The organism is Enterococcus sp. FZMF (assembly GCF_030263915.1).
Lineage (GTDB): Bacteria > Bacillota > Bacilli > Lactobacillales > Enterococcaceae > Enterococcus_D > Enterococcus_D casseliflavus.
In genome coordinates this window covers 3,376,831-3,397,631 of sequence record NZ_CP127160.1, presented here as the reverse complement: position 1 = coordinate 3,397,631, position 20,801 = coordinate 3,376,831, and the positions used below count along the sequence as shown (strand labels likewise).

At 43.8% G+C, this 20,801-nt stretch carries 22 protein-coding genes; 17 read left to right on the top strand and 5 right to left on the bottom strand.

Annotation, left to right across the window (positions count from 1 at the left end):
- Positions 1–510: 510 nt before the first annotated feature.
- The 4 genes from rpmH to jag all read left to right on the top strand — a co-directional run bounded on the left by rpmH (position 511) and on the right by jag (position 2,747).
- Complete coding sequence (gene rpmH, locus QN079_RS16580) at positions 511–645, top strand: 50S ribosomal protein L34 (RefSeq protein ID WP_002356012.1); 135 nt, start codon at positions 511–513, stop codon at positions 643–645.
- Positions 646–792: 147 nt separating this feature from the next.
- Positions 793–1,128 (top strand): ribonuclease P protein component, encoded by a 336-nt coding sequence (gene rnpA / locus QN079_RS16575; protein ID WP_015510644.1) that lies wholly within the window; start codon positions 793–795, stop codon positions 1,126–1,128.
- Positions 1,129–1,146: 18 nt separating this feature from the next.
- The gene (locus tag QN079_RS16570) at positions 1,147–1,971 is read left to right on the top strand and encodes a YidC/Oxa1 family membrane protein insertase (RefSeq protein WP_010748469.1); all 825 of its coding nucleotides are present in this window, start codon (positions 1,147–1,149) and stop codon (positions 1,969–1,971) included.
- Between the two features lie 17 nt (positions 1,972–1,988).
- Positions 1,989–2,747: an RNA-binding cell elongation regulator Jag/EloR gene (gene jag, locus QN079_RS16565; RefSeq protein ID WP_289230172.1), complete on the top strand. Its 759-nt coding sequence runs from the start codon at positions 1,989–1,991 to the stop codon at positions 2,745–2,747.
- 203 nt (positions 2,748–2,950) lie between these two features.
- Here the strand turns inward: jag and QN079_RS16560 are convergent, their stop codons facing one another.
- Entirely contained in the window at positions 2,951–3,280 is a 330-nt protein-coding gene (locus tag QN079_RS16560) for a heavy metal-binding domain-containing protein (protein ID WP_005226284.1), read from the bottom strand.
- Between the two features lie 238 nt (positions 3,281–3,518).
- On the opposite strand from QN079_RS16560, the gene mnmE reads away from it, so the two are divergent.
- Together mnmE and mnmG are read left to right on the top strand one after the other, a co-directional pair.
- Complete coding sequence (mnmE, locus tag QN079_RS16555; protein ID WP_289230171.1) at positions 3,519–4,916, top strand: tRNA uridine-5-carboxymethylaminomethyl(34) synthesis GTPase MnmE; 1,398 nt, start codon at positions 3,519–3,521, stop codon at positions 4,914–4,916.
- A 33-nt stretch (positions 4,917–4,949) separates the two neighbouring features.
- Positions 4,950–6,842, top strand: a complete 1,893-nt coding sequence (gene mnmG, locus QN079_RS16550) for a tRNA uridine-5-carboxymethylaminomethyl(34) synthesis enzyme MnmG (protein ID WP_289230170.1) — start codon at positions 4,950–4,952, stop codon at positions 6,840–6,842.
- Positions 6,843–6,947: 105 nt separating this feature from the next.
- Here mnmG and QN079_RS16545 read toward each other — a convergent pair whose 3' ends face one another.
- From QN079_RS16545 to QN079_RS16535, 3 genes are all read right to left on the bottom strand, one after another.
- Positions 6,948–7,466, bottom strand: coding sequence for a helix-turn-helix domain-containing protein (locus tag QN079_RS16545; RefSeq protein ID WP_005226263.1), 519 nt, complete (start codon positions 7,464–7,466; stop codon positions 6,948–6,950).
- A 16-nt stretch (positions 7,467–7,482) separates the two neighbouring features.
- Positions 7,483–7,950 carry a DUF5626 family protein gene (locus tag QN079_RS16540; protein ID WP_081117589.1) on the bottom strand — a complete coding sequence of 156 codons (468 nt, stop codon included), beginning with the start codon at positions 7,948–7,950 and terminating at the stop codon, positions 7,483–7,485.
- Between the two features lie 350 nt (positions 7,951–8,300).
- Positions 8,301–8,753: a DUF2188 domain-containing protein gene (locus tag QN079_RS16535; RefSeq protein ID WP_289230169.1), complete on the bottom strand. Its 453-nt coding sequence runs from the start codon at positions 8,751–8,753 to the stop codon at positions 8,301–8,303.
- Between the two features lie 256 nt (positions 8,754–9,009).
- Here QN079_RS16535 and QN079_RS16530 point away from each other — a divergent pair, with 256 nt between their 5' ends.
- The 11 genes from QN079_RS16530 to guaB all read left to right on the top strand — a co-directional run bounded on the left by QN079_RS16530 (position 9,010) and on the right by guaB (position 17,936).
- Entirely contained in the window at positions 9,010–9,903 is an 894-nt protein-coding gene (locus tag QN079_RS16530; RefSeq protein ID WP_005226260.1) for an SDR family oxidoreductase, read from the top strand.
- Positions 9,904–9,940: 37 nt separating this feature from the next.
- Positions 9,941–10,510: an alkaline shock response membrane anchor protein AmaP gene (gene amaP, locus QN079_RS16525; RefSeq protein WP_005226259.1), complete on the top strand. Its 570-nt coding sequence runs from the start codon at positions 9,941–9,943 to the stop codon at positions 10,508–10,510.
- A 7-nt stretch (positions 10,511–10,517) separates the two neighbouring features.
- Positions 10,518–10,709 (top strand): DUF2273 domain-containing protein, encoded by a 192-nt coding sequence (locus tag QN079_RS16520; protein WP_005226258.1) that lies wholly within the window; start codon positions 10,518–10,520, stop codon positions 10,707–10,709.
- Between the two features lie 25 nt (positions 10,710–10,734).
- A complete protein-coding gene (locus QN079_RS16515) occupies positions 10,735–11,505 on the top strand; it encodes an Asp23/Gls24 family envelope stress response protein (RefSeq protein WP_010748461.1) in 771 nt (256 codons plus the stop codon).
- Positions 11,506–11,802: 297 nt separating this feature from the next.
- A complete protein-coding gene (gene rsmG, locus QN079_RS16510) occupies positions 11,803–12,519 on the top strand; it encodes a 16S rRNA (guanine(527)-N(7))-methyltransferase RsmG (protein WP_005226256.1) in 717 nt (238 codons plus the stop codon).
- A gap of 11 nt (positions 12,520–12,530) precedes the next feature.
- Entirely contained in the window at positions 12,531–13,295 is a 765-nt protein-coding gene (locus QN079_RS16505) for a ParA family protein (RefSeq protein WP_005226255.1), read from the top strand.
- Positions 13,285–14,175, top strand: coding sequence for a ParB/RepB/Spo0J family partition protein (locus tag QN079_RS16500; protein WP_005226254.1), 891 nt, complete (start codon positions 13,285–13,287; stop codon positions 14,173–14,175). Before QN079_RS16505 ends, QN079_RS16500 begins: the two co-directional genes overlap by 11 nt.
- A gap of 10 nt (positions 14,176–14,185) precedes the next feature.
- Positions 14,186–14,374, top strand: a complete 189-nt coding sequence (locus tag QN079_RS16495; protein ID WP_005226253.1) for a DUF951 domain-containing protein — start codon at positions 14,186–14,188, stop codon at positions 14,372–14,374.
- A gap of 8 nt (positions 14,375–14,382) precedes the next feature.
- Positions 14,383–15,483, top strand: a complete 1,101-nt coding sequence (gene ychF / locus QN079_RS16490) for a redox-regulated ATPase YchF (RefSeq protein WP_005226252.1) — start codon at positions 14,383–14,385, stop codon at positions 15,481–15,483.
- 71 nt (positions 15,484–15,554) lie between these two features.
- Positions 15,555–16,247: a DUF1129 domain-containing protein gene (locus tag QN079_RS16485; protein ID WP_005226251.1), complete on the top strand. Its 693-nt coding sequence runs from the start codon at positions 15,555–15,557 to the stop codon at positions 16,245–16,247.
- Positions 16,248–16,451: 204 nt separating this feature from the next.
- The gene (gene guaB, locus QN079_RS16480) at positions 16,452–17,936 is read left to right on the top strand and encodes an IMP dehydrogenase (RefSeq protein WP_005226250.1); all 1,485 of its coding nucleotides are present in this window, start codon (positions 16,452–16,454) and stop codon (positions 17,934–17,936) included.
- Positions 17,937–18,093: 157 nt separating this feature from the next.
- Here guaB and QN079_RS16475 read toward each other — a convergent pair whose 3' ends face one another.
- Entirely contained in the window at positions 18,094–20,799 is a 2,706-nt protein-coding gene (locus QN079_RS16475) for an FtsX-like permease family protein (protein ID WP_289230168.1), read from the bottom strand.
- Positions 20,800–20,801 lie beyond the last annotated feature (2 nt).

Sequence of the window (20,801 nt, the reverse complement as noted above, 5' to 3'; positions counted from 1 at the left end):
AATTGTCCTCCTATAACTAAGAATAGATATAACTAAAATAGCACGGATTGAAAAAGTTTTCCACAGATTACGATAAAAAAGGTTAGAAAAAAATACTTTTCCACAAAACGGGATAAAAGAAAAATGGAAATGCACATGTTCGAAATCCGACTATCCACAGGTAGAAAAAGAATGTGCATAACTGTAAAACAATCTCCTTTATCCACAGATCGATGTGAAGATCACACCTTGACAACACTAGGTTTCGGGGTAGTTATCAACAGTTAAAAAAGTGATTGTGGAAAACTTTTCTACAGGCTGTTTGTTTGTGGAAAAAGCCAAAATAACTCTGGGGAAAAAGTTATCCACAAAAATTGGCTATAAACAGCAAACCCACACAAATCAAAGGGATTGTGGATAAAGAATGCCTGATTTTGAGCAAACTTCTTATTGACAAACTAGTACTTGACTCGTTATACTATCAAAGTATGTCTGTGCGCATAAGCATTATCCTGATGGAGGTGGAAATAAATGAAAAGAACGTATCAACCAAATAAACGTAAACGTCAAAAAGTTCACGGATTCCGTAAACGTATGAGTACAAAAAATGGACGTCGTGTTTTAGCTAGCCGTCGTCGTAAAGGCAGAAAGGTTATTTCTGCGTAAGCCACTGAATGCCAGTGGTTTTTTTTTATGCCGTTTTTGCGGAATATAGTGTCTGACTTTTGGCAAATATGGTATTATTGACAGGTGAGTGGTTACGGATTCAATCCGTTTCGCGAAGCTTAATTGAAAGAAGTGAAGGAACCGAAGATGAGAAAATCCTATCGAGTAAAAACAGAGCAAGATTTTCAAAAAGTTTTTCAGGCAGGAAATTCTTTTGCAAATCGGAAGTTCGTGGTGTATGTCTTACCTAAAGAGCAATCACATTTTCGAGTTGGTTTATCTGTAGGGAAAAAAGTCGGTAATGCAGTGAAGCGAAATGAGATCAAGCGCAAGATCCGTGCAAGTTTAACGGAAATGAAGCCGCGAATCGAACCAGCGGTCGATTTCATCGTGATCGCCCGTCCAAGTATCGCCACTTGTTCCTCAAAGGAAATCTACTCGAATTTAGAGCATGTCTTAAAACTTGCCAAAATTATTCATTAATGGAAAGGAATTAGTTACGTGAAAAAAGGGAAACGCGTCTTACTATTTTTGGGAGTCCTCTCATTAGTAGTTGTCTTATCTGCCTGCGGTGCAACAGGTGAAGTAAATGCACAAAGTACTGGTCTATGGGACCGTTACATCGTTTATTATTTTGCAGAGGCGATCAAAGCCCTCTCCTTCGGCAATGCCGGGATCGGGATCATCCTCTTTACATTGATCATTCGGGTCATTTTGATGCCGTTGATGCACTTTCAAACCAAAAGCATGCGCAAAACGCAAGAATTACAACCGAAGTTAAAAGCGCTGCAACAGCAATATGCGTCAAAAGATACGGAAACACAAAGCAAGTTAAAAGAAGAAACACAACGCTTGTATGCGGAAAACAATGTCAATCCCTATGCCGGCTGTCTACCATTATTGGTACAAATGCCGATTTTGATGGCCTTGTGGCAATCGATCTCACGGGTTCCTGCTCTGCAAGAAGGAAAATTCTTATGGCTGCAGCTGGGTGATCGTGACCCATACTTCATCTTGCCGATTTTAGCGGCGCTCTTTACTTTTGCAAGTACCTACTTATCAAGTATGAGCCAAGTGGAATCAAATGCGAGTCTGAAAATCATGAATTTCGCTATGCCAATGATGATCTTACTGATGGGGATCAACATTGCCAGCGGTCTTTCCTTGTACTGGGTCGTTTCCAATGCATTCCAAGTTGTGCAAACAATGATCTTAAATAACCCATTCAAGATTCGCCAAGAAAGAGAAGAAGCTGCCCGCAAAGAACGCGAGCGTGAACGTGCGCTGAAAAAAGCAATGAGTCCTAAAAAGAAACGGAAAAAATAAGAGGAGGTTGCACTGCAATGCCGATTTATGAAAATCTGACAGTAGATGAAGCAATTCAAGAGGGATTGCAAGTCCTTGGTATCACCAAAGATCAAGCAATAATCGAAGTCCTGGATGAAGGAAAAAAAGGCTTCTTGGGTCTAGGAAAAAAACAAGCACGGGTCTCCATTGAAAAACGAATCGTTGAAGAACCGGCACCCGTTGAAGAAGTACCAGCAAAACCGCTGGTAGAACCAGATCCTGTGACGACAGAGGATGCAAGCAGTGTGATGGAAGCAGCAGCGAGCGAACCTGTTTTGCTGACGGATCTTTCAGATGAGGAAGCGCTGGCTCAGCTGGGACTCTATCTGACAAATATTTCAAAAGCATTGAATGCACCCGCCTTAGTAAAAACCGCTCGTCAAGACGGCGTGATCGTCTTTCATTTAGAAACGCAAAAACAAGGCATTTTGATTGGGAAGCACGGCAAAACCTTGAATGCACTGCAATATTTGGCGCAAGTGTATATTCACCGCATCGCGAAAAACAAATTGTCGATTGTAGTGAATGTCGGAGATTACCGTGAAAAACGTCAAGCGATCTTAGAACGTTTGGCTAGCCGTACTGCTGAAAAAGTCAAACGTACAGGCCGCCCAGTCTTTTTAGAACCGATGCCGGCGTTTGAAAGAAAGCAGATCCATTCAGTTTTGAGTAAAGATGCGTATGTTCACACTCATTCTGAAGGGGATGAACCGTATCGCTACTTAGTAGTGGAACCTGCGGACAAACGAATTTAATGAAAAAGGGAAAGGCGGTCTGACAAGCCTTTCCCTTTTTTGATGGGAAAAAGCGATTGACAACAAATTTAAAACCAAGTATCCTTGACTAGAAATCATTCTTATCAAAGTCAACATACGTTACGTAGGTCAGCCTTTGGTATCAAAAAAGAGTCCGTATGCCGCGGACTCTTTTTTGTATTTTTCTTTGATGATAGAGGCAATTAGCCGCCGATGGTTGATTGAGTAAATTGAACCACTGTACCATAGGCAAAGATCTCAAGGTAGGTTTTGTCGCCTTCGACGATGCGGTCATGTTCGAAATGACAGTTGATCACTGCATTCGCTCCGTAGCTGTGGGCGGTTTCTTTTAAGCGATAGGTCACATCTGCCAACAGATCGTTCAAATTCACAGATGTATCAAATAGATCTACTTCGATTTTGTCTGCCGCAAAGACGATATCCCGCACGACGTAAGGCCGATTCACGTTTCCTGTCGATAAAATGATTTCTTTAATGCGAGCAGCGCTGTTTGATGATTTGATGGTTTCCATAATAGATCCCTCTTTTCTTATTCTTTGCTTTTATTTTAAAGGTTTTTGCGGACAGATGCAAAATTTAAAAGTTTTTGAAGGAAGCTTGCGACTCACGCAAAAATGTGCTAATCTATTTCCAGAATTTAATTGACAAGCAGTCAAAGTGCTAAGTCTACTCGTTTTTATTGATTTTCAATCAATTTGACGGGTGGAGTGGGCACTTTTTTTATGTGAAAAAATAGGAGGAGCAAGCAACATGGCGAATATAACGCAAGAATTTGATACGATTGCCGCGATTTCCACCCCGCCAGGCGAAGGGGCCATCAGTATTGTGCGATTAAGCGGGGAAGAAGCGATCGCAATTGCGGATCGGATTTTTCAAGCAGGCACTAAAACCCTCGCCCAAGTCCCTAGTCATACGATCCATTATGGTCATATCGTGGACCCAGAAGAAAACCGTTTGATGGATGAAGTGATGCTATCAGTGATGAAAAAGCCACGGACCTTTACCCGAGAAGATGTCGTCGAGATCAACTGCCACGGCGGGATCGTTGTCGTCAATCAACTCTTGCAGCTGGTTTTACGACAAGGCGCACGGTTGGCTGAGCCGGGAGAATTCACCAAGCGGGCCTTTTTAAACGGACGGGTTGACCTTTCTCAAGCCGAGGCGGTGATGGACCTGATTCGTGCCAAGACCGATAAGGCGATGAATCTCGCAGTCAATCAGCTGGATGGCAATCTTTCCCACTTGATTCGGACCTTACGCCAAGAGATCTTAGAGACGCTGGCGCAAGTTGAAGTGAATATCGATTACCCTGAATACGATGATGTGGAAGAATTGACGACCCGCTTATTGCTAGAAAAAGCCACGATGGTCAAAGGGCAGATCCAAGCCTTATTAGCGACTGCCCAACAAGGAAAAATTTTGCGAGAAGGTTTGAGTACCGCGATCATCGGTCGGCCGAATGTCGGTAAATCCAGCTTATTGAACCATTTATTAAGGGAAGAAAAAGCCATCGTGACAGACATTGCTGGTACGACTCGAGATGTCATTGAAGAGTATGTCAATGTTCGCGGGGTACCGTTGAAACTGATCGATACGGCTGGTATCCGCGAAACAGAAGATGTCGTTGAGAAAATCGGGGTCGAACGCAGCCGCAAAGCACTGGCAGAAGCGGAGTTGATTTTGCTGGTTCTCAACCAAAGCGAAGGATTGACCCAGGAAGACAAACAATTGCTGGAGCTGACTGCTGGCAGCCGTCGGATCATCTTATTGAATAAGACCGACCTTGAGCCAAAATTAGCACCCGCTAAGCTAGCACAGTACGCAGCAGATGAACCGATTTTTTCTGTCTCTGTGTTGACGAGTGAAGGCTTGGATCAACTGGAACAAGCCATTGCCGATCTATTTTTTGGGGGCAAGACCACTGATAAGGATGCTTCCTATCTTTCTAACACTCGCCACATTGCCTTATTAGAAAATGCCGTTCAGTCGTTGTCTGAGGTCATCCAAGGGATCGAAGCAGGAATGCCTGTCGACTTGGTTCAAATCGATATGACACGCTGCTGGGACTATCTAGGAGAAGTTGTCGGCGACAGTGTCCAAGATGAGTTGATCACCCAATTGTTCAGTCAGTTTTGTTTAGGAAAATAAAGAATGCGCCACTGGCGCAAAAAGGAGAACACCATGCAAGAATATCAAGCAGAAAGTTATGACGTGATCGTTGTTGGTGCCGGCCATGCCGGATCAGAAGCTGCCTTGGCAGCCAGCCGAATGGGAGCAAAAACCCTCTTGCTGACCATCAACTTAGACATGGTCGCATTCATGCCTTGTAATCCCTCCGTCGGCGGACCAGCAAAAGGCGTCGTGGTGCGCGAAATCGATGCTTTAGGCGGAGAAATGGGCAAAAATATCGACAAAACCTACATCCAAATGCGGATGCTCAATACAGGAAAAGGTCCCGCTGTGCGGGCCTTGCGGGCGCAAGCCGATAAACATGCCTATGCGGCTGAAATGAAACGAACGATCGAAAAAGAAGCCAATCTGACACTGCGCCAAGGAATCGTTGAAAAGCTGATCGTTGAAGAAGGCGAATGCCGTGGCGTCGTGACCTCTACAGGCGCTCGTTACCAAGCCCAAGCTGTAGTGATCACTGCGGGAACAGCGTTGCGAGGAGAGATCATCATTGGAGAGTTGAAGTATTCTTCTGGACCAAACAACTCCCAGCCATCGATTGGACTAGCCGATCATTTGAAAGAGCTTGGCCTAGAGATCGCTCGTTTTAAAACGGGTACACCACCGCGGGTGAAATCCAGCACCATCAACTATGAGGTAACGGAGATCCAGCCTGGCGATGAACAACCGAATCACTTTAGTTACAGCACACCCGATGAAGCCTACAATCAAAACCAAGAACCTTGCTGGTTGACCTATACGAACGAAGGGACGCACCAAATCATCAACCAGAATTTACACCGGGCGCCGATGTTTACAGGGATCGTCGAAGGAGTAGGCGCCCGTTATTGCCCATCTATCGAAGACAAAATCGTGCGTTTTGCAGACAAATCTCGTCACCAACTGTTCTTGGAACCAGAAGGGTTGAACACCGAAGAAGTGTATGTTCAAGGGTTTTCTACTTCTATGCCAGAAGATGTCCAAGTTCAAATGCTGCATTCCATCGCAGGTTTAGAAAAAGCGGAAATGATGCGGACGGGCTACGCCATTGAATATGATGTCGTGGTGCCTCATCAATTGCGTCCAACATTAGAAACCAAAGTCATCGAAAACCTCTTTACGGCAGGACAAACCAACGGAACCAGCGGCTATGAAGAAGCGGCCGGTCAAGGCTTGATCGCAGGCATCAATGCTGCTTTGAAAATTCAAGGCAAAGAACCCTTCATTATGAAACGCAGCGACGGTTATATCGGTGTGATGATCGATGATTTGGTGACCAAAGGAACCAATGAACCTTACCGCTTATTGACCTCTCGTGCCGAATACCGCTTATTGCTGCGTCATGATAATGCGGATCTGCGTTTGACCGAAGTGGGACATCAAATCGGGCTCGTCCCAGAAGCACAATACGAAGCGTATGTAGCGAAAAAAGAAGCTGTTGAAGCAGAAATTAAACGTTTATCTAAGATCCGCATCAAACCAATGCCAGAAGTACAAGCGTATTTGACTGCTAAAGGGACGGCTACCTTGAAAGATGGCGTTTTAGCAAATGAATTCTTGCGTCGGCCTGAAGTGACGTATGCCGAAATGCTACAATTTATCGAAGCCAATGAAGCATTGAAGCCAAAAGAGATCGAACAAGTCGAGATCCAAATCAAATACGAAGGCTATATCAAAAAAGCTCTCGAAAAAGTGGAGAAACTCAAACGGATGGAAGCCAAACGCATTCCTGAAAACATCGACTATGCCGCTATCAATGGCTTGGCAACAGAAGCCAAACAAAAACTGCAAAAAATCCAACCCGAAACCATCGCCCAAGCGAGCCGTATCAGCGGAGTAAACCCAGCTGATATCAGTATTTTGATGGTGTATATCGAGCAAGGGAAGATTGCCAAGGTTAACTAAAGACGGTTAATATTCTTTGAAAAACCAATTTATAAATGGTAAATAGAGTGTCAAAAGCCCGCTGCGAAAACAATTCGCAGCGGGCTTTTTGTCTTAATAATTGAGTTATTCCACTTTTTCAATCGTAGTGGTTCCCCAATTCATGATGTTGCTGAGATGGACATAGCCATCGTACAAATTCAAGAAAATCGAGAAGGCACAGACGATATAGATCAATACATAAAAATTATTGGCTTTTTTGTTACGCCATAAAACAAAGCCATCTAAGATCAGTCCTAAAGGAAAAAGAAAGGAGCCGATTCCAGCTAACAGTAGCAAGAGCAGACTTTCATCTTTATCTGCTGCCATCGTTCTTTGGAGTAACGACAATTTTTCTTTCTTGTCGTTGATTTCTTGATTGTTGGTTTCGATCCGCTCTTTTAAGGCTTCGTTCTCACGTAAAAGCTCATCGATCGAGACTTGGTAGAGATCGCTCAACAAAATCAAATTCTCAATATCTGGATAGCCGCGCCCATTTTCCCATTTTGAAATCGACTGGCGTGAAATCTGTAATTTTTCTGCGACTGCTGTTTGCGACAATCCTGAAGACTCGCGACAGCTTTTTAATTGTTCTGCTAAAGCCAATGTATGCTCCTATCTGCTATTTAACAACTAGCTTCCCATTTGAGATCGTGGTTACGACACTCCCATTGGTAGTGATTATACCTGCTTTTTGCTTAAACGTACAGGTGGCTTTGGTGGACGTGTGAGTTAATGAACTAGAAGTGATACTTCCTCTGTGAGCAACTAAACTTAAATTCGAAGTGCCTGTAAATTGATTGCGGCTATTGACCGTTACATTATAACTAGCGGTCCAATTACCTGCGGATGTTTTTGACACACGATACGTTCCCGCTGCCAGATTTGCTCGGAATGACGGCAATTTTTCAATGGTCAAAATCACCTCGTTGCCTTCTTCATCTACCGTGATCAGCTGCTCATAGGGACTATCTGATGCTAAGTCATAAACGAGTTCAGGTTCTTCCACTGTCTGGGCGGCAGCTGGGAGAGCAAAGAGGAAACAAATAAAAATAAACGGCACAAAAAATAATTTTTTCACAAACACCACTCCTTGTACTTTTAATAATTCAAGTATACAAGGTTTATTTAGTTAAAGAAAGCACAAGCTAGTTTACATAGGTAACGGATGGTTCACAATTGTTGCTAGATCAGCATTTCATAGGATTATTTTTTAGGATGTCGAGAAATTTTAAAAGTGATGGTTCATTCAAAAGGTCTTCGTTTTTTAGGTTTCTGACAACGAACCACTGCTTTTTAAAAGAAACGTCAAAGAAGCGGTTGCTTTAGTTTTAATCAAACCTAGCTGTGAAAGGAAACAAAAAAGCGAAAGAGTAGGCAACGTTTTGCGCAACTAAAACGACAAAGGTAAGACCTCCTTCTGCTTTTTTGCAGCCAATTTTATTCTCTCAAATCAATATCCTTTTGATGGTCGCCGTCTTTTTTATAAACGTTCACCACGGATTCTTTGTTTTCGGCGATTTCTTTGGCACGGGCGATGGCATCTGCCTTCTTGTCGAAATGATCACTGACACGTTTCGCCCCTTTGGAACGGACTTGCCATTGGTCGTCTTCATACACAACTTCTACATCCGCATCCATTAATTTTTCCGCATTCTTATTGGTTTGATGGGCGTCGTCTTTTTGCGGATTTTTCTCTTTCTGAAAAGCTTTTTTCTCCTCTTCATCTGCATTGTCATACCATTTTTCTGCTTGACTCGTGGCGATCGGGATCGCCCGATCATCAGAATAGCCATCGGCTAGCAGGGCATTGGCGATATCGATCGCTTTTTTACGAACTAAGGGGTCTAGATTCTTCATTGACGCAGGATAATCACGGATATTCCAAGGCATTCTTTGTTTCCTCCTTTTTCTTGATCCAAGGTCATTTTCTTAGGGGTTCCCTTTTACAGGTACTACCAGTTGCTACTTATTAGTTTACCCCCTTCTAAAAAAAAGGGAAATTATTTGATTTCTGGTCAAAAATGGGGGCACTTTCTTTTTTCATTTTCTAATAAACGATGATTTATTTTTGTTAACAAAGCGTTATATTTCCCAAAAAAAAATGAATGGTTTAGAATTTTATTATAGAGAAAAGGAGGACGTAAGAATGAGTGAACCTATTTTGACTGATCCACGGGAACTTTATCACACGGGTAAATACAGCAAACAGGAACAAGATACGCCTGCTTTACAAGAAGAAATGCGACCAAAACCTGATTGTGGTGAAGAATCTTATGAGGGAAGTCAGCAGTTAGAAAACCGGCGTGTACTGATCACCGGTGGGGATTCTGGGATCGGACGAGCAGCAGCGATTGCCTTTGCCCGTGAAGGAGCAGACATTGCCCTACACTTTTTCCCAGGAGAAGAAGAAGATGCCGAAGAAGTTGCAGGGTACATCAAAGAAGCTGGGCGCAAAGTGATCTTGCTACCCTATGACCTGCGAGACGAAGCGGCACCACAAGAGATCGTTGACAAAGCGGTGGCAGCATTAGGTGGGTTAGATACATTAGTATTGAACGCAGCACAGCAAATCACGCGGCCATCGATTGCAGAATTACCGATTGAACAAGTGAAAGATACCTTTATGGTAAACATTATCTCCATGTTTGCATTAGTCAAAGCTGCTGAGCCGCACTTACCGGCTGGAGGAGCGATCGTGACAACGACTTCTGTCCAAGCCTTTAGTCCAAGTGCCCATTTAATGGATTATGCGGCAACCAAATCGGCGATCGCCAGTTTTACAGTCAGCTTGGCGAAACAATTTGCTGAAAAAGGAATTCGCGTCAATGGGGTAGCCCCAGGACCGATCTGGACACCATTACAGTTAGATCATGGTCAACCGCAAGACCAGCTGCCTGAATTTGGTCAGCAAGCGTTACTTGAGCGGGCAGGACAACCAGCTGAGCTAGCACCCGTCTATGTCTTTTTAGCTTCGAATAAAGCTAGCTATGTGACAGCACAGATTTATGGTGTTACCGGCGGAGAAGCCATCAACTTGTAAGCTTATCGAAAATTGGAGAAAAAGGAGGAGGTGTCCTATGAGTAAAGGGTGGAAAATCGTATCAATCATCGTTTCGTTGATCTTTATCACTGTCTTATTACCAATCGTATTAATGAGTAATCCTTATATGCAGCTGCCATTTGGTTTGGACAGCAGAGGCAATGTCGTCACGTATTTCTTTGACAACTTGTTTATGCGTCAATATATGTTTTGGGTAGCTGTTGTCTTGATCGCCTTATTCTTGATCGTGATCTTAGTCGTGCTTTTTTATCCAAAAACCAAAACGACCTTTGTTTTGAAAGAGGATAAGGGCGCATTGACGATCGATAAGAAAGCAATCGAAGGACTTGTACGTACGAAAGTAAATGAAAAAGAATTTGTTGAAGGACCAAAAGTTCATGTCAAGGCGACCAAAAATCGAATTTTGATTAAAATCAAAGGACGCTTGAAACGGACGTCTGCCTTAGTCGGCAAAACCGAAAACTTAATGGCGGAAATCCAACAAGATGTCCAACGAGTGCTTGGTTCAAGTGAGAAAGTCAAAGTCGAAGTCAACTACGCGAATTTTGAACAAAATGAGACTCCGGAAAACCCGCGAGTAGAATAGGAGGGCTATGATGAACGAACTACAACAATACAAAATCCCATTGATTTTTGGAGCAATCGGCCTTGTTCTGGCTGTGTTGTTTGTAACGATCGGTTTTTTCAAAACATTGCTGATTTTACTCCTAACAGGTTTGGGTTTTGCGTTAGGATTGTATCTCCAACGTACCGGTATCATCGACGAATTTTTTAACCAACAATAACGCATTTTAATAGGAGGAATTTTTAATGAATAACGATAAAAACGAATTAAACAATGATAAAAAAGTCAGCGCACATCCAGATCCAGTGGTTCCTAACACCAATCATCAAGCAAATGAAAATGCGATTCCGATGACTGAAGCACCAGATCCAGTGGTACCAAATGCTGAAAAAGCAGTAGCAGGACAACAAAACGGACCAAAACCAGGGGATCATCCAGCACCAGGAAATCCAAATCCAGCAGGACATCATCCAGCACCGCCAAAACCTGGTCACAACGATTTTGAAGGACCAACTGGCGACGCACCTGTTCATGGTTCATTGACCTATGATGACAAAGTGATCCAAAAAATCATCGGGATCGCATTAGAACACGTGGATGGTCTGTTGACGGTCGATGGTGGTTTCTTCTCTAACATTGCGGAAAAATTAGTCAATACAGACAATGTGACTGCGGGTATCAATACCGAAGTAGGGAAAAAACAAGTAGCCGTTGATTTAGATATCGTGGTTGAATACGACCGCAACATCCCAGAAATCGCTGACCAAGTCAAAGAAGTCATCCAAAAAGAAGTAACAACAATGACCCAATTAGAAGTCATCGAAGTCAACATCAATGTTGTAGATGTAAAAACGATCGCTGAATACGAAGAGGAACAAGAAACGGTTCAAGACAAAGTATCGTCAGCTGCATCTAAAACCGGCGACTTTGCTTCACGTCAAACTAACAAAGCCAAACATGCGGCTTCCCGCGCGTCTGATCGTATCGAAGAATACAACGAGCCTCGGGTGAAATAAAAAAGTTTCATATGAAACAAAAACAAGCATTGATCCTGTGATCAATGCTTGTTTCTTTGAGAAAAAAGCTGACCAGAAGGGTTGGCAGCCTCGCTGGTCAAGGAAAAATGAAAAAAGTTTTTTGGATTGAAATGAGTATAATTCCTCTGCCTTAAACCAACCTTAAAGCCCCAGTTAAAAAATGGTAAATTCTCCTAGAAAGCAATGTCTGGCTATTGCATCACATTGCTTTTTGCGTTAAAGTAGGAACTAGTCTGTGAAACATTTTTCTGTTTCACAAAATAGAAAGGATTCGTTATGCTACCTGAAGAATTTCATGAAGAATTACGCAAAAACGGGATCGTTTTAACCGAAGAACAAATGGAAAAATTCGCTGTCTATTTCGAGCGTTTAGTCGAATGGAATCAGAAGATGAATCTAACCGCAATCACGGAAAAATCAGAAGTGTATTTGAAGCATTTCTACGATTCTGTTTCCTTAGCTTTTGAAACCGCCTTTGACCCGCAAAGTCATTTGTGTGATGTCGGTTCAGGTGCTGGCTTTCCAAGTATTCCACTAAAAATCGTGTTTCCTGAATTAGAAGTGACGATCGTCGACTCTTTAAATAAGCGCATCACCTTTTTACAAACCCTTGTGACGGATCTACAATTGGAAAATGTCCACTTGTACCATGACCGTGCAGAAACATTTGGTCAAAACCCGCAATTTCGTGGGCAATTCGATTATGTGACTGCTCGTGCGGTTGCCCGTTTGAATGTGTTAACGGAACTCTGTGTGCCATTGGTGAAAAAAGCAGGCTATTTTTATGCGCTCAAAGCTGCCAAAAGCGAGGAAGAACTGGTTGAAGCCAAACCAGCCATCTCACTCTTAGGCGGCAAATTTATTGAAGAAAAAAGCTTTACCTTACCGGTCAGCGGCGATGAACGCCATCTTTTGATCATTCAAAAGAAAAAAGAAACGCCAAAGAAATACCCCCGCAAACCGGGAATGCCAGCGAAACAACCAATCAAATAGGAGGAAAATCAATGGCCCGTATTATTTCTGTTGCAAACCAAAAAGGCGGCGTAGGCAAAACCACCACAACGGTGAACCTAGGTGCGTCCTTAGCATTTGTCGGCAAAAAAGTGTTACTCGTAGATATTGATGCCCAAGGCAACGCCACAAGCGGTGTCGGCATTCGCAAACCAGATGTGGAACAAGACATCTATGATGTATTAGTCAATGAAACACCGATCGTTGAAGCGATTTTACCTAGCAGTCGGGAAAACTTGGATATCGTTCCAGCGACGATCCAATTAGCTGGTGCGGAAATTGAATTGACCTCCATGATGGCACGGGAATCTCGATTGAAATCGGCTTTGAATGAAATCAAAGAACAATACGATTATATCTTTATCGATTGCCCGCCATCTTTAGGTCATTTGACGATCAATGCCTTTACCGCCAGTGATTCGATTTTGATCCCAGTCCAATGTGAGTACTATGCATTAGAAGGGCTGAGCCAACTATTGAATACCGTGCGTTTAGTACAAAAACATTTTAACCCTGAGTTAGAGATCGAAGGGGTCTTACTGACGATGTATGATGCCCGTACGAACTTAGGCGCGGAAGTCGTGGAAGAAGTCCGCCGCTATTTCCAAGAAAAAGTATATGAAACCATTATTCCGCGGAATATCCGGTTGTCTGAAGCACCTAGTCATGGATTGTCGATCATTGATTATGATCCACGCTCAAAAGGAGCCGAAGTCTATCAGACGTTAGCAAAGGAAGTGTTAGCCCGTGAAGAATAAAGGGAAAGGATTAGGGCGTGGAATCGATGCGTTGTTTCAAGACCTGCAAGGGTTAGAAGAAGTCGATATCAAGACAGAAAAAGTCGTTGAACTGCCTTTAAACGAATTAAGACCCAACCCTTATCAACCGCGAAAAACCTTTGATGAGCTTTCATTACAAGAACTGGCCAATTCGATCCAGCATTCAGGGGTCTTTCAACCGATCATCGTGCGGCAATCATCCGTCAAAGGCTATGAGATCATTGCGGGTGAACGCCGGTTTCGAGCGTCCAAACTAGCTGGCAAGGAAACGATCCCAGCCATCATCCGCAATTTTGATGAAGAAGCGATGATGCAAGTCGCCGTTTTAGAAAACTTGCAGCGGGAAGATTTGAATCCTTTAGAAGAAGCAGAAGCTTATGACATGCTGATGAAAAACTTGAAATTGACCCAAGCACAAGTCGCTGAACGCTTAGGGAAAAGCCGCCCGTATATCGCCAATTATTTGCGGTTGCTGTCCTTGCCGAAACTCGTCAAAGAAATGGTTCAAGATGACCGTTTGTCTATGGGACAAGCCCGGACATTATTAGGTTTGAAAAATAAAGAACAGATCTTAAAATTAGCCAATCGTTGTGTCAAAGAAAATCTGACAGTCCGCCAATTAGAACAAATGGTCGCTGAGATGAACGACACGAAAAACGAAAAGAAAAAAGTTCCGCGTCTGATTCGAGAAAAACCGTACTATTTACGAGAAAGCGAAGAACGGTTGATGGATAAATTTGGCACGAATGTCGAGATCCGCGAAAAAGAAGGCAAAGGAAAAATCGAGATCGAATACCTGTCACAAAAAGATTTAACCCGTATTTTAGATTTATTGAACATTCAATTTGATGAAGCTTGAGGTGATAAAGATGTATGATCTTGGGGATATTGTCGAAATGAAAAAACCGCATGCCTGCAAAGCCAATCGTTGGGAAATCATCCGCATGGGGGCAGACATCAAAATAAAGTGTACGAATTGCGGCCACATCGTCATGATGACGCGCCGAGAATTTGATAAAAAGATGAAGAAAATCCTAGAAAAAAAAGAGAAAGAGTGAAGTGAAGCATGGCGTTAACTGCCGGAATCGTTGGATTGCCAAATGTGGGCAAATCTACTTTATTTAATGCAATAACCAAAGCAGGAGCAGAAGCCGCAAACTATCCGTTTGCGACGATCGATCCGAATGTAGGAATGGTGGAAGTGCCAGATTGGCGCTTACAGCGTTTAACAGAATTAGTCCGTCCGAAAAAGACAGTCCCAACCACCTTTGAATTTACGGATATTGCTGGAATCGTCCGCGGTGCCAGCAAAGGGGAAGGATTAGGGAACCAATTTTTGAGCCATATCCGCCAAGTGGATGCGATCTGTCATGTCGTTCGTTGTTTCGACGACGACAACATCACCCACGTGGAAGGCCGCGTGGACCCATTAGCTGATATCGACACCATCAACTTGGAGTTGGTTTTAGCGGATTTAGAATCCGTCAACAAGCGCTATACTCGGGTCGCAAAAATTGCCAAAACCAAAGACAAAGATGCGGTTGCGGAATTGGCCGTTCTTGATAAAATCAAACCGGTCCTAGAAGAAGGGATCTCAGCTCGTTCGATCGAATTTACAGATGAAGAACAGCGCATCGTCAAAAGTTTGTTTTTACTAACGACCAAACCAGTTTTATACGTTGCCAACGTAGCAGAAGAAGACGTGGCGGACTATGAAACCAATGACTATGTCAACAAAGTGAAAGAATTTGCAGCAAGCGAAAATGCGGAAGTGATCGTCATCAGTGCTCGTGCTGAAGAAGAGATCGCTGAGCTGGAAGAAGAAGACAAAGCAGAGTTTTTAGAAGCATTAGGAATTGAAGAATCAGGGTTGGATCAATTGATTCGTGCTGCCTATGATTTACTAGGTCTAGCAACGTACTTTACCGCTGGTGAACAAGAAGTGCGTGCGTGGACGTTCCGTAAAGGCATCAAAGCACCGCAAGCAGCGGGGATCATCCATACGGACTTTGAGCGCGGCTTTATTCGTGCGGAAACTGTTTCCTTTGAAGATCTGAACCAATACGGCACGATGCAAGCGGCCAAAGAAGCCGGTCGGGTACGTTTGGAAGGAAAAGATTATGTCGTGCAAGATGGCGACGTGATGTTGTTCCGTTTTAACGTATAAAGGGCTTTCTTCCCAGTGAATTTGTGGTAAAATGTCCATTGTGAAGAAAACGCAGAAGGGAGAATCAATTCATGGAACCAGAAACTCTGCGAAATTATGTTTCCGAAAATCGTGAATTAGAACAACAATTAACAAAACGAAACCAACAATATATATTTGATTTAAAAAAATCGCTAGAGGCAGCCAACCTTTCTGAAGAAGAAAAAACGATTGCCTTGCATGAGATGCTGCCGGTCTTAGTCAAAGAACAAAAAGGCGGCAAAACGGCCCGCCAATTATTTGGTACAGTGTCTGAACGTACCGAAGCCATCATCAACAAACCCGTTGAGCAAAAAGAATCCGGCCCCTTCTTGATGTGGTTGGATAACACCTTGCTGATTTTAGGGATCTTTGGCTTGATGTTAGGGGTTATGGGGATCTTTACTAGAGGACAAGCACAACCTTATGGCTTATTGACCCTCTTCTTGATGGCGATGCTTGCTGGTTGGGTCTTCTACTTGATGTACAAATACATGTATCAATATGAACGCCCAGGTGCCGATAAGAGCAAACGGCCGAAGATGTGGAAGATCATTTTGATTTTAGTCGCAGCCTTCATGCTATGGATCGTTGTGATCTCGCTTTCTGCGATGATCCAACCACCATTGAATCCACAAGTGGACCCTGTGATCGAAGCCTTGATCGGGGCAGTGGCATTAGCAGCGAAGTACTACTTGAAACGCAAATACAATATCATCAGCAGTCTGTCTGTTCCTAGAGGCTGATGGCTACACGTTGATCGTGCGCCTTCTTTTGTTAAAAAAGACCGCACGATCAGCGTGTTTTTTTTTAGAAAAAATGGCGAATTATGAGATTTGACCAAAGGTTTGAAGAGGATTATTAAGAAAGCTTTCCGAATGGTTGACTTATGAAAAAATCTTTGCTATTTTTTTTAAAATACCTAAAAACTTTAAGGAGTGGTTACAAAAATGTCCAACTGGGAAACCAAATTTGTAAAAAAAGGGTTAACGTTTGATGATGTCTTATTGATTCCGGCAGAAAGTCACGTCTTGCCAAATGACGTGGATATGAAAGTGCAGCTTGCCCCGAATATTACACTAAATATTCCAATCATAAGTGCCAGTATGGATACCGTAACTGATAGTAAAATGGCGATCTCAATGGCGCGTCAAGGCGGACTTGGCGTGATTCACAAAAACATGAGTATCGCAGCGCAAGCAGATGAAGTGCGCAAAGTAAAACGTTCTGAAAGCGGCGTGATCATCGATCCGTTTTTCTTAACACCAAGCCACTTAGTTGCTGATGCAGAACATTTGATGAGCAAGTACCGCATCAGCGGGGTACCGATCGTAGAAACGATGGAAAACCGCAAATTAGTCGGTATCATCACGAACCGCGACATGCGTTTTGTCACGGATTATACGATGCCGATCAATGATGTGATGACCAAAGACCAATTGATCACAGCACCTGTCGGTACGTCGTTGAAAGACGCTGAAAAAATCTTACAACAACACAAGATCGAAAAATTACCGATCGTTGATGAAGCAGGGATCTTAAGCGGTTTGATCACTATCAAAGATATTGAAAAAGTGATCGAATTCCCGAATGCAGCCAAAGACACGCATGGACGCCTATTAGTGGCAGCGGCAGTCGGCGTTACCAGCGATACCTTTGAGCGAGCACAAGCATTATTGGATGCAGGCGTGGACGCGATCGTTATTGATACTGCCCACGGACACAGTGCGGGTGTTTTACGCAAAATCTCTGAAATTCGTGCGCATTTCCCAGAAGCGACATTGATTGCGGGAAATGTTGCCACTGCAGAAGGCACGAAAGCATTGTATGATGCTGGTGTCGATGTCGTAAAAGTCGGGATTGGTCCAGGTTCGATCTGTACTACTCGGGTGGTAGCCGGTGTCGGAGTTCCTCAATTGACCGCGATCTATGATGCAGCCTCTGTGGCACGTCAATACGGCAAAGCAATCATTGCCGATGGTGGGATCAAATACTCTGGGGATATCGTCAAAGCTTTAGCAGCTGGCGGACATGCCGTAATGCTAGGCAGCATGTTGGCAGGAACCGATGAATCACCAGGTGAATTTGAAATCTACCAAGGCCGTCGCTTCAAAACGTACCGCGGAATGGGTTCACTGGGGGCAATGGAAAAAGGCTCCAGCGACCGTTACTTCCAAGGTGGCGTAAACGAAGCCAACAAATTGGTTCCAGAAGGCATCGAAGGGCGTGTCGCTTATAAAGGCAGCGTTTCTGATATCATCTTCCAAATGATCGGCGGCTTGAAATCAGGGATGGGTTATGTCGGTGCTGGCAATCTACAGCAATTACGTGATGAAGCACAATTCATCCAAATGAGCGGCAACGGACTAAAAGAATCACATCCCCACGATGTTCAAATCACGAAAGAAGCACCAAACTACTCTGTAAAATCATAAAATGTTTCACGTGAAAACCAACGCCCCCTCTGTTCAAAAGTGGACAGGGGGGATTATTTGTTCAAAAAAGAACGTCACTCTCAGCTATCTAGGCAAGAGTGGCGTTCTTTTCTTTAAAATCGCTGCTTGATGATCAGCAAATCGCTTTAGCAGCAGCTTATTCGTTTGATTTCAACGCATCGATCATGTTGACATGAGTCAGTTTCACATGGGTGACGTACATCACGATGATCGTAAAGAGAATCGTCATGCCGCCGGCTAAAGCATAGGCCGGCCAATTGATCACTAATGGAAAGACCATGTTTTCCATCGAAGCTTGGATCAAAATAAAGTCAGTCAAGAAGTAACCTACCACGTAGCCAGCGAGAATCCCAAATAACGTAAAGACGATATTTTCCCGTACGATGTACATGGTGACTTCTTTATTGTAAAACCCTAATACTTTAATAGTAGAAAGCTCGCGAATCCGCTCGGAAACATTGATGTTGGTCAAGTTATACAAGACGACAAAGGCTAATGCCCCTGATAGTACAACTAAGATCAAGACAATGGAGTTCAAGTTGCCCATCGAATCATCCTGCATTTTGATCTGAGTGGAAAGGAACGTCGTGTTTTTGACTTTGTCGGTAGCTAACAAGGCTGTTGATAAAGCTTCCTCTTGTTTTTTCGTCATCGTCTTGCTTTTGACTAAGAACGCATTCGGTTCAAAGGCACTGTCGGTGATTTCTTCGTAAAGAGTCGGTGACAGATACAGAGAATTGCCTAAATAGTTTTCTGCGATGCCGCTGATAGGTACTTCAAAAGCTTCTTGATCGCTAGTATAGAAGGTCAATGTATCCCCAACCTGCAGATCATACAATTCTGCGTATTTCATAGTCAGTACGGCGCCTTCTGTTAATGGCAGCTTCTGCCCTTCCGTCGTTTTCAAATGGACATAGTCGGTAAAAGCTTCTTGATCTGCCGGAACCATCAAGGTCAAACTTTGTTTTCCTTGGTTAGCTGGTCGAATCTCGATCGTTTCATTGTAGACTAGCATCGAATGGGTCACAAGAGGATCGTCTGTTAAAACCGTTTCAGCGGCAGCAACGGTTTCTTCCTTCGCATCATTTAAGGTCACGACGGCTTGATAATCCGTAATGGGCCCAAATTGTTTCGCAGTCACAGCACTTAAGGAATCTTTCAACCCAACGCCTGCCACCATCAGTCCCGTACAGCCGGCGATGCCAATGATTGCCATGATCATTCGCGATTTGTAGCGGAAGATGTTACGGAAGCTGACTTTTTGATTGAAGCTTAAACGTGACCATAAGGGTGTAATGGCCTCTAATAAAATCCGTTTCCCAGGTTTTGGCGCCCGAACTTGCAGTAGCTGGGCAGGTTTTTCCCGCAATTCTTTGATCAAAACAAAGAGGCAAGCACCGAGCGTCGCCAGTAAAAAGGCGATCGCGGCCAAAATAATTGGCGACCAGACATAATAGACGCGAATCCCGTCTAAAAGATACCGTTCGCTGGATAGAAAATAAATCAAACGCGGCAACAGTTCCGTCCCTAATACGGCACCACTGATAATGCCAATGGCCGAAGACAGGAGGGCATAAATCAAATATTTAAGGGAGATCTCGACTTTGCCATAGCCCATCGCTTTTAAGGTACCGATCTCTTTGCGGTTTTCTTCTACCATCCGCGTCAGTGTCGTAAAGGTGATCAACGCAGCGATAAAGAAGAAGAAGACAGGAAACACATTGGCGATCGCTGCGATGCGATCAGACAGCCCGCCATACTCTTGGAAACCGGGGTTGTCTTTGCGTTGGTTGTAAAGATACGTAGGTTCTGCCAAGTCTTCGATCTCTGTACGTTTTTCTGCCAGTGTTTGTTGGGCATCGGTTAGTTCTTGTTGCTGTTCATCTAATTGGGTTTGCTGCTGAGCCAATTCTTCTTCCCCAGCGGTCAATTGGCCTTCGAGGGCTGCTTGTTGTACGGGCGGCAGCTGTGCCAGGGCGGCTTGCTGTTGTTCTAGTTCCGCTTTGGCCTGATCCAGTTGGGCTTGTCCATCAGCTAACTGTTTTTGTCCATCGCGGACTTCTTTTTCTGCAGGCGCTAATTCATCAAAAGCATCTTGCTGAATTTCTGCTAAGCGTTCTTTAGGGCGATCCGCAAACAGTTCCTCAATCGTTTCTTGATGGGCTGCCATCTTGTCGGTATACGCATCGGAGTATGTTTCAAGGCCTGCGACATCATCAAAGGCGAGATAAAGGATCGATTTGACCTCCATCTTGAACTGTTCTTCCGGTACATAAGCAAAATACGTCACGACACCGCTGCCGACATTCGCATAGCCACGTTCGGCAGCACTGATATAAATGGGAGAGGTGGCGAACCCAACGACCATATAGTCTTTGTCCGACAGATTATCGGCATCATCGATCGTAAAAGTATCCCCTATTTGCCAGCCATAATTTTTTGCTTCGGTGTCCAGCACGATTTCATCGGCTTTTTCTGGCAGTCGGCCGTCCTTCACCAGTAGCTGGTTGAGTTCCTGTGAGGGATCATAAGAGGTCACTTGCACGACTTCATCTGAATTGGCAGCGTAATAAAATTGATAGGCGGCTTCTGTGTGCGCACCGCTTTTTTCCGCCGCATCAATGTCGTCCTCCGTCAATCCCAGCGTGGAAGTGACTTGCAGATCTGCTAAATGCTGACCGTTGACATATTCACTCGCGGAATGGTTCAGGATCGGTCCCGTCGCTTTGACACCGACAAAGAGAAACGTTCCTAAAAAAATGATCAAGGTGATTGCGATAAAGCGACCTTTTGATTGGCGAATCTCCCGCAAACTTGCTTTAAGATAAGTTTTATTTTTCATCA